Origin of the sequence: Cyclobacterium roseum (assembly GCF_010119225.1) — a bacterium.
GTDB classification, from domain to species: domain Bacteria; phylum Bacteroidota; class Bacteroidia; order Cytophagales; family Cyclobacteriaceae; genus Cyclobacterium; species Cyclobacterium roseum.
Genome location: NZ_WNKF01000001.1, coordinates 608,901 through 621,471, shown reverse-complemented (window position 1 = coordinate 621,471; position 12,571 = coordinate 608,901). Strand labels below are relative to the sequence as shown.

The following is a 12,571-nucleotide window of genomic DNA, read 5'->3' as shown; positions in this document are numbered from 1 at the left end:
GGTTATTATCACATGTTAAAGAAAATTCAGTTGTCAAATAGACCCAGCCGTATTATAAACGTATTTTTTTTGATTACACTTACGGTGTTAATTTTTCGCTGTTCGGAAAAAACGCAAAAGCCGGCACCTATTGAATTGACTCCGGAGGAAGTAAATAAACAAGCAGAGGCGGTATTGAATTTGGTGAAGCCCGAAACACACGCTGACTTGAATTTAGATATTTGGGCTGTTGATTCACTGGTAGCGGATCCCATTTCCATGCAGATGGATGATTTAGGCCGCGTATATTACACTAAGACCAATCGAAGAAAAATTTCCGAATTTGATATCCGTAGCCACCAGGACTGGGAGATCTCTTCGATCAAAATGCAGCATGTAGAGGATAGAAGGGACTTTCTTCACAGGGAGTTGGCCCCCGAAAACAGTGCCGAAAACGAATGGTTGCCGGATATTAATCAAGATGGCTCACACGATTGGAAAGACCTGACAGTAGAGAAAGAAAACGTTTTTCTATTGGAGGACACGAATGCTGATGGAAGAGCCGATCGGTCGCAATTGATAGTAAGTGATTTTAATGAGGAAACCTCAGATGTAGCGGGTGCGGTTTTGTACCATGATGGGGAACTATTCGTGGGGGTTGCTCCGGATCTGTGGAAGTTGCGTGATAGCAATGGAGATGGCTTCATGGACGAGAAGGAATCTTTGGCGCATGGTTTTGGTGTTCACATAGGTTTTGGCGGACATAATATGTCTGGGTTAAAAATGGGTCCGGAAGGAAAGATTTACTGGGGTATCGGAGATATCGGGTTTAATGGGGTGGATAAGGAAGGGAATGAGCATGTTTACCCCAATTGCGGGGTAATTGCAAGGGCAAATCCGGATGGAACGGATTTTGAAATTTTTGCTTATGGTGTACGAAACACCCATGAGTTTGACTTTGACGAATACGGAAACCTGATCAGTGTAGACAATGATGGGGATCACCGGGGAGAGCGGGAACGAATCGTTTATCTGGTAGAGGGCTCGGATACGGGATGGCGGATCAACTGGCAATTCGGAAAATATCGGGATCCCAAGAACAATTCTTACAAGGTATGGATGGATGAGGACATGCATTTACCTCGATCCGAAGAGCAGGCTGCTTATTTTATTCCTACCATCGCCAATTACATCAATGGTCCAACCGGAATGGTTTATAATCCGGGCACAGCATTAGGGCAACAGTGGAAAAATAAGTTTTTCGTAGCAGAATTTGCTGGAAATCCCGCCAGGTCTGGTATTCATGCATTCGACCTGAAACCTAAGGGGGCAGGATTTGAAATGGGTGAAACGGAGCAGTTGGTAGGAGGGATTTTGGCCACCGGAATGGATTTTGGTCCGGATGGTTCCTTGTACTTTTCGGATTGGATTGATGGTTGGGTAAATAAGGGGTATGGCAGAATTTGGAAGTTAACCGACCAGACCGCTTCCGAAGATCCCATGAAACGGACCGCATCCTTTCTGGCAGCGGATTATACCGAATTGGAATTGGAAAAATTAGCTGAGTTGTTAGCATATGAAGACCAGCGCGTGCGTCAAAAGGCGCAATTTGAACTGGCCAAGCGCGGGGAATCCGGTTTACAGGTATTTCAGGAGAGGTTGACGAACGGCACTGATCAGCTGGCTCGGGTTCATTCCATTTGGGGGATTTCACAGTTTGCCCGAAAAGATGCTGAAAGGGGAGCCATGCTGTTGCCTTTTCTATCGGATACTGATTATGAAATCCGGGCCCAGGCAGCCAAATGGTTGGGAGATGTGCGGTATGCTCCGGCAGGAGAGAGCCTCGTTCCGCTATTAATGGACGAGCATCCCCGGGTTCGTTTTTTTGCAGCGGAAGCGATTGGTAGAATTGGATACGAAGCGGGCAAAGAAGCATTGGTCAACTTATTAGCTGAAAATGATGATGAAGATGTGTACATCCGGCATGCTGCCAGTCTGGCACTGTCCAGGGTGTCTAATCCTGGCTTTTTGATTTCCCTTGCTGACCATCCTTCCGATGCCATCCGTTTAGGAGCCGTACTGGCACTTCGGAGGCTTCGGCACGAAGGAATTAGCGAATTTTTGATGGATGAGAGTGAATACATAGTGGCCGAAGTGGCCCGGGCTATAAACGATGATTTCTCAATTCCAGCGGCAATACCCGCTCTTGGCAGGCTGCTGGTAAATGGAAATTTTGATTCAGAACCCTTGCTTAGAAGAGCCATCAATGCCAATCTCCGATGGGGTACCGATGAAGCACTTTCTAATCTGCTTAGGTATATCAATCGGGCTGATGCGCCGGAATCCATGCGAACGGAAGCGATTGCGACCGTAAGTACCTGGGCCTCCCCGTCCGTGTTGGATCGGGTAGATGGCTGGTACAGGGGAGAGGTGCAGAGAAGTGTAGCCGATCTCAAAGCCACAAGCGCCCAAACATTGATGGAAGTGGCGATCAGTGATTCTCCGACTATCCGGGAGGCAGCCGTGCAGGCATTGGGGAGCCTGGCGATCGGCCAGTCCTCCGAAATTCTGATACAGCGCCTATCGGCTGATCCGGTGGCAGCGGTGCGGGAGGCCAGTCTAAGAGCCTTGGCCAAAATGGAACAGGCACCTATTGATCAGGCCATTGAGCAAGCGTTGTCGGATCAGGAAAAAAGGGTGCGGGTCGCAGGCCTGGATTTAATTGCGCAGCTGGATATAGAAGATGAAACCAAGGCCAGCTTGCTGGAAGAAGTAATTCAAAAAAGAACGGTAGACGAACAACAAGCAGCTGTTTCTACTCTTACGAAATTGAATGAAAATGTGTCCCTGCCGGTTTTGGGAAGATTGCTTGACCAATTGGAAAACGGAACCCTCCCGCCTTCTATAGAATTGGAGTTTTTTGAAGCCATGGAAAATATGGAGGCAGGTACCTTGCTTAGTCGTTATGAAAAAATTAAATCCGAAATGTCGGAAGACGATCTGTTGGCCAGTTATAGCGGCAGTATGTATGGGGGAGATGTATCCAAAGGGAGACGAATATTTTTCCAACATGCCTCAGGTCAGTGCATTAAATGCCATGCTTACGACGACTTTGGTGGAAATGCAGGCCCTAAACTAAACGGTATCGGGAAAAAATTAAATAGAAAGCAACTGTTGGAAGCATTAATCGCACCCAGTGAAAGGTTGGCACCAGGCTTTGGTGTGGTTACCCTTACCTTGGAAACCGAAAAAACCCTGGCCGGTATCAAGGTGGATGAAGATGATTCCAGTATTACTGTAAAAATGGGAAACCAGCCGGATACCCTAATCCAAAAATCAGCTATTGTAGAAAGAAGGGACGCACCATCCAGTATGCCCGATATGAAAGAATTCCTGACACGAAGGGAAATCAGAGATTTAGTGAGTTTTCTGGCAACATTAGAAGAACCATTTAATTAATTTTGCATCTTTGCGCCCATGATCCGTCACCTTCGCAATACTGGTTTTTTGAAAGGCTTGTGGGCTTTTATGGCGGTGTACATGCTAAACTGTAGCGTGGATATCGCTGATGAGAGGGGGGATCATATCCCTGAAGATCTTACTATAAACGACCAGGAAAGTTTCATCGAATTGGTTGTGGAGTTGGGCTTTGGAATGGAGGATGCCATTCCGGAGAAAGAAGATGCAGATGGGGATCAGGAAACGTCTCAGAAAAAAGGCATTTCAACCGATCTGATGTTTTTTATTGATTGCCCCTATAATAGAGTAGGACGTTTTGCAGTGGATACTACTGATTTTTTACCAAGTACCCTTGGATGGGTTTCAGCTGGTTTTTTTGCCATTTCTACTCCTCCGCCGGATATTTCATAAACATCCGCTTTAATTGATTTATAGCTCCGCATCTCCTGCAGGGCCTGTTTTTTTATGTCTAATTTTATTACCAATGATGAATCAAATAATCAGGATCGGTATTATACTGATTGGAATTAATTACCAAGTACAAGCACAAACAGAAATAGAGGTCTCCAACGAATTATTAGATAGTATTTACATCTCTGATGTCGAAGAACGAAAAACTCCTACCAAAGTGTTGCATGCAGAACCCTTATACATTGATCTCATTCGGGATCTGGGTGCAAGAAAAGGGGAAAAGGAATGGAATGTTGGCCTGGGACTTACTGATAAGGAACGATATGACGAATACCTGGCCTTGGTGGAATACGAATGGGCTCCCATGGATAGATTAGGGCTGGAGGTGGAATTGCCGTTTTCTTTTTATTATCCCATAAACGGAAACGGAGCGGCTCCCGGAAATAAACTTAACAGTCTGAAACTGGCAGGACAATATACCTTCTTTGTCTCGGAGAAACACAAGACCTCTCTTGCCCTCGGATATATTCATGAATTCGAGATGAATCAATTCTCCAACTACAGGGAGGAGCGTATCTTTTCAGGTAATGCCTATAATCCCTTTTTTATTGCTGCCAAAAGGTGGGGATTCAATTACCATACACTCATTTACACCGGTCCGTTTATGCAGAATCATTACGGAGTTTCCGGATTGGAAGTAACCTGGCAAGTCAATACCAATTTCCATTACATGATTAGCGGAACCCGAAATTTTATCGGTATCGAATTCAATAAGGAAATCACAAGTGAAGATTTTGACATGATCATAAGGCCTCAGATGAGGCTGGGTATTGCAGAAAACCTGTTGATTGGGATTGTTACGGGGATTCCTGTAAGCAGAGAAAATGAACGGTTTAGTTCCTTTTTAAGGATAATTTACGAACCGGGTCATTGAGGCCCGGATCGTAAATTTCCACTTATATAATTTTTATTTTAAAGCTAGAATGAGTTAGATTCAATTTGCCTGAGAAATGTACCTTTGTATAGCTTCTTTGGGAATCCATTGATAAAACCTGTTTTTAAACGATAATCCATTATAGAATATGCCCAGATTTCCTGTCCGTATTTATTTTATTATCTTCTTTATTTTTCCGGTCAGCCTCTTCGCTCAGCAAAAAGAACGATCTGAATTGAAATATTCTTTAAATGAGGATGGGAGTCAGTACGTAAAATTGACATTCTTGAATCAAATTTGGGTACGCAATACCTGGAATAACCCTGGAACCACCGTGGATGGTTACCTGGAAGATCAAACCTTCGATATAGGCCTTCGCAGGACCCGAGTCCAGTTATTTGGTCAATTGACGGACAAAGTGTTTTTCTATACTCAATTTGGAACCAATAATTTAACCTATTTGGGAGAAAGAAAACAAGGTTTGTTTTTTCACGATGCGCTGGGAGAAATAGCCCTTTGGGATGAAAAGTTATCCATCGGTACCGGACTTACGGGTTGGAATGGGGTATCCAGGTATTCTTCTCCTTCTGTGGGCTCGATCTTATCATTGGATGCCCCCTTGTACCAGCAAACCACCAATGATGTCACCGACCAGTTTCTGAGAAAATACTCCATTTATGCCAAAGGAAAAATAAATCGCCTGGACTACCGCATGGCACTGAGCAAACCCATGGCGGTAAGTCAGTCTTCCGTTCAGGGAAACAGCCCTGGATTGGAGGCAACTTTTGCCGGATCACCTGCCGGGATGCAGGTACACGGATATTATATGTATCAGTTTTTGGATCAGGAGTCCAATACCACCCCCTATAATGCGGGTTCCTACTTGGGAAAAAAGCATGTCTTTAATATTGGAGCGGGGTTTCTTTACCAAAAAAAGGCCATGTGGTACCTGGAACAAGTAAACGGACCGACTGTCTATACGGACCTGGCCTTGCTGTCGGTCGATGTGTTTTATGATAAACCGCTCAATCCTAGCGAAAATACAGCCCTTACCCTTTATGGGGCTTTTCATTCCAATGACTATGGTAAGAATTACGTTCGAAATCTGGGTGTCATGAATCCTACCAATGGAACCACCGCCCAGGCTGGTTTTAATGGCCCAGGAAATGCGTTTCCTATGATGGGCACTGGAAATAGTTTTTACGGACAAGCAGGTTATTTGATGAAAAAAGATCTTTTAGGCACTTGGGGGACGCTTCAGCCCTTCATCACCAGCCAGATTTCGAAATTTGATTTGCTGCAAGACCGGGTAATCACCTATGAATATGGGTTCAATTGGTTGATCAATGCAAATCAGACAAAACTATCCCTAAACTACCAGAGTCGACCTGTCTTTCTGGATTCTCAGGAAGGCGTATTCTCATCCGATAGGAAAGGAATGCTGGTTTTTCAATTTCAGATTTCCATTTAAGGGAATAAGCATTGTCTTGATTAAAAAGGAGTTATGGGGTTTAAGCATTTTCGTTTTCATCGATATGGATAGGCCCCTGCCGGTCTCTTAAATGAGTAGGGTGTTTAGCAGCAAGTACCGTCATGATTTCCGAGATTACCGATAGAGCGATTTCTTCCGGGCTCTCAGCCCCAATGTTGAGCCCCATGGGTCCATAAATGTGCTTAACTTGGGCTTCGTCCAGTTGAATTCCCGCTGTTTCAAGGTTTTCAATCAATTTCTCCAGCTTTTTCTTGGGTCCCAAGACCCCCAAATAAGGAAAGGTATAGGGAAAAAGCCCTTTCATGATTTCCAAATCATAGTTGAAGTTATGGGTCATCAAAACCACGGCCGTTCGCTGATCGGGTGTTAATTGCGCAAGGACCTCCTGAGGTGTTCCGACCAGGTATTGGGAAACCATTGGAAAGCGGACGGGGTTTACATACTCCGATCTGCCATCCGCTAAGACCATTTCCCATCCCATCACATCTGCCAAACGGGTCAATGGGATAACATCGTTTCCGGCACCGATTAGCATCAATTTAATCGGAGCTGGAACAAATTCTATAAATGCTTGTAAAGGCGATTGAACGTCAATGGGTGTAATGATCGAGTGCTTTTTTCGCAAAACTTCTTTCGCCTTGTCCCTGGCAAAGGATTGTAAGGAATCGCTGAGCGGATCAGCACCGGAATTTTGAGCATTAATGGTCTCACTTAACAGCAAACAGGTACCTGTCTGAACAGACCGTTTTTCCCGGGTATTAAAAATGGTAATGATTACCTTTTCTTCTCTGTCTTCCAGGCAGCGTTTCAAAAGGGCAATCGGGTTGTTTTCCACTTCCGGTAGAATGGGTTCAATGAGAATGTGAATGATACCATTGCATCCGAGCCCAACTCCGAATTTGGCATCGTCATCATCCGTTGTATCGTAGGTGACCAACATGGACTTCTCACTGAAAATGACCATTTGAGCCTTTTTTAGGGCATCTCCTTCCAGGCAGCCTCCAGAAATGGCACCGGTTAGTTGCCCGTTTTCGGTAACCAGCATCCTGGCTCCCGGTCGTCTGTAAGACGAACCGTCCACTTTTACGACCGTGGCCAGGGCAGATGCTTCTCCGTTTTGGACCGCCACTTCATGAGCAGCTACTATGGATTTAATTTCTTTCATTTTTCTAGAAACCGTCCTTATGAAAATAATTTAATGGAAAGACATCGTTTTTTTTGAATGTTTCCTTGTCAGCTGGCAAACTTAAAAAAGCATCTGCCTCCGAAAGGTGTACCCAATCCCCGGATCCAGAGTTTTTTATCGGGTAAGCCATGATGGTGCCATCCCGGATTTCAGTTCTCACCAACAGGTGATAGGTTACCGGTTTTTTAAAAATCACCTCCTCCGCTAATATCCCGGAGGCCTGGGGCTCTTGCCTTCTTAACTGTTTTGACAGCCAGGGTTTAAAATAGTTGTGAAAACACACCAACGAGGAGCTGGGATTACCGGGAAATCCAAAAACGAAATTTTCATTTTTCCTTCCAAATAAAAAGGGCTTCCCTGGTTTCTGCTTAACTCCATGAATCAGAATTTCCAGTCCAAGTTCGTTTAATACTTCGGGAAGAAAATCAAATTTGCCCTTGGAAACGGCTCCGGAAAAAAGCAGAATGGCATGGCTTTCCAACGCTTTCTCGATTGCGCTGCGGAGTGCTTCCTTGTGATCCGGTAGGTGAGCTGTTTGCGCCGCTATGCCCAGGTTTTGTAATGCGGCCGCTAGCATGTACACGTTTGAAGTGCGGATTTGGTGGGGTAGGGGCTGCTGATCCACTTCCACCAGTTCATCACCAGTGGCGCATATAAGCACCTTTGGCGGCCTGACGACCGTTACTTTTTCCTGCCCAAGAGAGGCCAGCACACTCAAAATTCCAGGATGGATCCAGGAATCTTTTCGTAAAATCAGGTCGCCTTTCTTTGCATCGGTACCCTGGAGGTGGACGTTTTTGAATTTCTCAAATTCCAATTCATTTACTACAGCCATACCCTGGTTGATTTGGACCATTTCGTAGGGCACTACACAGTCTGTATTTTTCGGTAAGACCGCGCCGGTCATCACTTCCAGACAATTTTCGGAATTTTTCAGCGTCATCTGTTCCTGACCGGCTGCCTGAATCCCTTCAATTTCGAATTGCTTTTTTGTTTGTAGCACTGCGGACTGAATGGCAATCCCATCCATGGTAACCCGATGAAACGGCGGTGCATCCCGATCTGCATATACATCTGATGCAAGGGTGTGGTTCAGACTTTTTTGGAAGGGAATGAACTCCTCCGGTAAGGATAAGGGATTACTGAAAAGAATTTCTCTGGCTTGGGTTACACTAATCATGGGTAGTAGGTTATTGCGATAAGAAGCCCCTATGGGAGACCTTACCCGCCTAAGAAGGACATCGATTTTTTGGGGATTTTCTGACTTTGTGCTTCGGCCTCAAAGCCATCTTTTTCTTTTTTGGCTACCGCCTGAACTATTTCATCCATAAGGGCCATATCGCTCGCCCCACTTCTTAAGACATCCCTAAGATTGGTTACCGGGGGACCATACAGACAAGTTCTCAGTTCTCCGGTGGCCGAAAGCCGGATTCGGTTGCAGGTACCACAAAATGTTCTGCTATAAGCCGGAATGATCCCAAAGGTGCCTAGAAAGCCGGGGATCTGGTAATTGACAGAGGTACTGTTTTTTTCATCCAACACCTTCCGCATAGTTGGGAAAAATTTGTTGATGTATTCCAGGAGAGCGATATGGTTCCATCGAGGTGGGACAAACTTCCCGGTACCGTTAAAGGGCATTTCTTCCAGAAAACGTACGGACAAGGGGTAGCTTTCCGTTAATTTGACAAATGGAATAATATCTTCCGTGTTTTTATTACCATCGACCACGCAATTCAGCTTGACTATAAACCCCTGATCCATCAGGTTCAGAATGCATTGGTATACCTCTTCAAACCGGTCCCTTCGGGTGATCTCAAAAAAGCGTTGCTTATCGAGAGAATCAAGCGATATATTGATCTTCCGGATGCCCAGCGTTGCCAGGTCCTGAATTTGGGTATTCGTGATCGATCCGTTACTGGTAAGGGTAATTTCTTCAAGTTCAGGTTGTTGGGAAAGTTGGGTTAAAAAACCCATTATTCCTTTTCTAACGAAAGGTTCACCTCCTGTAATTCTGATTTTTTTTACCCCCAATTGAATAAATAACGAAGCCAGGTAATCGAGTTCTTCGTAGGAAAGCAGTTCTGTCCGGTTAACGAAATCCATACCTTCTTCTGGCATACAGTAATAACACCTGAAGTTGCATCGGTCTGTAACGGATAGCCTCAGGTAATCCAATTTTCTGCCGTACCGATCTATCAATTCTTTCTGCATGCTACTCTATTTTCCTTTTAGTCATAACGCATCCTATGGGTGTGCGTTTACCCAAACCGTCTGGTCGGCAAAATATTCCTTTTTCCAGATAGGAACCTTGTTTTTTAACTCATCTATCAAAAACCGGCTAGCCTCGAACGCATCTTTTCGATGGGCTGTTGCCGTACCGATGACGACAACCGGCTCGCCAATTTGTTTGCTTCCCAAGGCATGCACCATCAAGAGTTTTTTAATGGGCCATTTCTCCATGGCAGCAGCAGCCAATTTTTCCATTTCCCGCAGGGCCATGGGCTTATAGCCTTCAAACTCCAATTTCACAACAGCTTTTCCCTGAGCATGGTTTCTTACATTTCCGATAAACAGGTTTATGCCGCCAGCCGCGGGGTCTTGTAACCAGGAATAGACTTCGTTGAGATTGATTTGGTCGACAAGTGTTATTTTCTTCATATCAACCGCCGCTAACAGGTGGAATTAAAGCAATTTCCTGATTTCCGGAGACAGGGGTTTCATCGTCAGCATATTCCTGATCCACAGCAATGGCGAAACTGTTTAAATTCCCCATTTCCGGGTATTGATTTAATATCCATCGCTTTAGCTCCAATACGTTGGCAATTTTTGAATCTACTGGTAAGGATAGCACCTGCTGCCCCATCAGCTCCTTTGATATTCCGAATAAAAGCACTTCCATAGTTGCTTGAGATTTATGGCATGATGAGTCTAAATTTACGCAAACCGTTTCGATTAAGCACGAAAATAGATCGCTTATTGAAGGAAAATGGTAATTACACCAGTAGTTGGAGCTTTTGGATGAAACCACCGGCCCTATTCCCGATTTCATTTTAATATGGTATTAGTGTGTTAATTCAAAATAATATTATAATAGTGATTGATTATTATTTATTATGATTTATAAAAGGGGGTTATTTATTAAAAAATATAATTTTTATTTTTCACTTTCATTAAAAAATATTCAATATCAGCGAAGCTTTCGATAAAACAATTTAGTTAGAAATTTTATTTTATAAAAAATATAAAATAAAATAAAAAATTGTGATTTTATGTAAAAATACATTACTTGTATGTATGTAATGCTAAAAAATACCGATGTCAACTGAAAACAAATACTCGGTTCCCGAACTCGTAGGCTTTTTAAGGCAAGGAGACACCAGTGCATTCCAACAATTATACCAAAGGTTTGCCGCCAAAATTTTCAGAACCTGTAAAAAAATGTATTTGTGCCACGAAGATGCAGAAGAAGTGGTCCAGGAAGTTTTCTTAAAGGTTTGGGAAAAAAGGGAGCGGTTGGATGATTCGCTTTCCTTTAATGCCTATCTGCTCACCATCATGCGTTCTTCCATTTTTATCCGATCAAGAAAACAGGCCTTGGACCTTGCTTACAAGCAATATCAGTTAAATTTCAGTGCCCAAGTAACCCGTAATACCGAAGAAGAAATGGAATATCAGGAATTGAAATTGTTTTCAGAAAAAGCCATCGCATCGCTTCCGAAAGGGCAACAGGAAGTATTTAAACTCAAATTCGCCGAACACCTATCTGCGGAAGAAATAGCGCTTAGGCTGCATTTATCCAAACGAACAGTGGAGAACCAGCTTTACAAGGCAACAAAACGGTTAAAACAAGAATTTCAATCCAGTGAACTGATTCCTTCCGATTTATTCTTTCTGTTGTTGATTTTTTAAAGATTTGATAGTTTAGATTAATAATTCTTTAGGAATTACGTATTGCATTAAAATATATGGAAATAATTTCGGTTACATAAGTAAATATCCTTATTAAAGCATATATACCGTATAACCTACCAGGTGTGTATGAAAGGTTTTACTAAAAAATGGAACGATTTCCAGGAAGGCAAATTGTCAAGAAGTGGTGCGAAGGCATTTTTAGAATACCTGCATAGTCCTGATGGTAAAAAAGCGTATCAGCAATTACTGGAATCAATTTGGGAGACTGAAATCGACCCGGGCAGAACGGATGCTTATTTACCTTCCATACCGCAATATCCAAAGGAGGAGGAAGATCAAAAAAAAACGAATAGACAGGTTCGTGATTTTCCCGGAAATTCACCCCGTATCTATCGTTGGATTCGATATGCGGCCGCTGTGCTGATCGTTTTACTTATGTTCCGGGAATGGGGTTACCTGCCGCCCTATGAGGGAGAACCAATCGCTACGGAGTTGGATTCGGAATTGAACTGGATTACGAAATCGAATCCCAAGGGCGTAAAATCAAAAATCTTGTTACCGGACAGCTCCCGCGTTTTTTTAAATGCCAGTAGCGAAATCAATTATCCCCGAAATTTTACAAAAAACCGTCAGGTGAAATTAAAAGGAGAGGCCTTTTTTGAGGTAGAAAAGAGCGGAGAAAGGCCCTTTACAGTTCAGGCATCCCACGCAACCACCACCGTTTTGGGTACTTCTTTTAATGTAACGACCCATTCACCGGAATCCATAGAAATAGCCTTAGCCACTGGGAAACTACGAGTGAGAAATGAGCGAACCGGTATTAACATGCAACTGGCTCCGGGCGAAGGGAGTGTGGTTCCTTCTGGAAGTCAACCCATGCAAAAAATGGACATAGACCCGAGAAAAATTTCCTTGTGGAAGGAAGGAATTCTGCATTTTGATAAAGAGCCATTTCAATCGATACTTATAAAACTAGAAAACTGGTATGATGTCGAAATAGCGGTAAATGGAAATTTCCCTAACGACCGATGTTCCGGCACCTTCCGGAAAAACGCCTACCTGACTGATGTGCTAAACGTGTTGGGCCACTCCATGCGATTTGATTTTGAATTGACTGGAAAGAATGTGTCCATCTATCCATCCCCGAGTTGAATTGCTTGTGTCTTTTACGTAGAATTTAAACCAATACCCAAAATCC

General features: G+C 43.7%; 11 protein-coding genes. 6 read left to right on the top strand and 5 right to left on the bottom strand.

The genetic code is table 11. The features are described 5' to 3' along the window. The first annotated feature begins 69 nt into the window (after positions 1-69). From GJQ68_RS02525 to GJQ68_RS02510, 4 genes are all read left to right on the top strand, one after another. Positions 70-3,438, top strand: a complete 3,369-nt coding sequence (locus GJQ68_RS02525; protein WP_235941013.1) for a HEAT repeat domain-containing protein — start codon at positions 70-72, stop codon at positions 3,436-3,438. A gap of 18 nt (positions 3,439-3,456) precedes the next feature. Continuing rightward, complete coding sequence (locus GJQ68_RS02520; RefSeq protein WP_162415700.1) at positions 3,457-3,849, top strand: hypothetical protein; 393 nt, start codon at positions 3,457-3,459, stop codon at positions 3,847-3,849. A gap of 73 nt (positions 3,850-3,922) precedes the next feature. After that, complete coding sequence (locus GJQ68_RS02515; protein ID WP_235941012.1) at positions 3,923-4,783, top strand: HAEPLYID family protein; 861 nt, start codon at positions 3,923-3,925, stop codon at positions 4,781-4,783. Positions 4,784-4,931: 148 nt separating this feature from the next. Beyond that, a complete protein-coding gene (locus tag GJQ68_RS02510) occupies positions 4,932-6,254 on the top strand; it encodes a hypothetical protein (RefSeq protein ID WP_162415699.1) in 1,323 nt (440 codons plus the stop codon). 40 nt (positions 6,255-6,294) lie between these two features. Here the strand turns inward: GJQ68_RS02510 and GJQ68_RS02505 are convergent, their stop codons facing one another. The 5 genes from GJQ68_RS02505 to moaD are packed head-to-tail and all read right to left on the bottom strand — an operon-like array spanning position 6,295 to position 10,360. Then, positions 6,295-7,440, bottom strand: a complete 1,146-nt coding sequence (locus tag GJQ68_RS02505; RefSeq protein ID WP_162415698.1) for an XdhC family protein — start codon at positions 7,438-7,440, stop codon at positions 6,295-6,297. Between the two features lie 4 nt (positions 7,441-7,444). Next, the gene (locus GJQ68_RS02500; protein ID WP_162415697.1) at positions 7,445-8,641 is read right to left on the bottom strand and encodes a molybdopterin molybdotransferase MoeA; all 1,197 of its coding nucleotides are present in this window, start codon (positions 8,639-8,641) and stop codon (positions 7,445-7,447) included. Between the two features lie 41 nt (positions 8,642-8,682). Next, entirely contained in the window at positions 8,683-9,672 is a 990-nt protein-coding gene (gene moaA, locus GJQ68_RS02495) for a GTP 3',8-cyclase MoaA (protein ID WP_162415696.1), read from the bottom strand. Between the two features lie 33 nt (positions 9,673-9,705). Continuing rightward, on the bottom strand, positions 9,706-10,119 hold the full coding sequence (locus GJQ68_RS02490) for a molybdenum cofactor biosynthesis protein MoaE (RefSeq protein WP_162415695.1): 414 nt from the start codon (positions 10,117-10,119) through the stop codon (positions 9,706-9,708). A gap of 1 nt (position 10,120) precedes the next feature. Beyond that, positions 10,121-10,360, bottom strand: a complete 240-nt coding sequence (moaD, locus tag GJQ68_RS02485; protein WP_162415694.1) for a molybdopterin converting factor subunit 1 — start codon at positions 10,358-10,360, stop codon at positions 10,121-10,123. 416 nt (positions 10,361-10,776) lie between these two features. Here moaD and GJQ68_RS02480 point away from each other — a divergent pair, with 416 nt between their 5' ends. Together GJQ68_RS02480 and GJQ68_RS02475 are read left to right on the top strand one after the other, a co-directional pair. Beyond that, positions 10,777-11,370, top strand: coding sequence for an RNA polymerase sigma factor (locus GJQ68_RS02480; protein WP_162415693.1), 594 nt, complete (start codon positions 10,777-10,779; stop codon positions 11,368-11,370). 129 nt (positions 11,371-11,499) lie between these two features. Next, positions 11,500-12,525: a FecR family protein gene (locus GJQ68_RS02475; RefSeq protein WP_162415692.1), complete on the top strand. Its 1,026-nt coding sequence runs from the start codon at positions 11,500-11,502 to the stop codon at positions 12,523-12,525. The last annotated feature ends 46 nt before the right edge of the window (positions 12,526-12,571 follow it).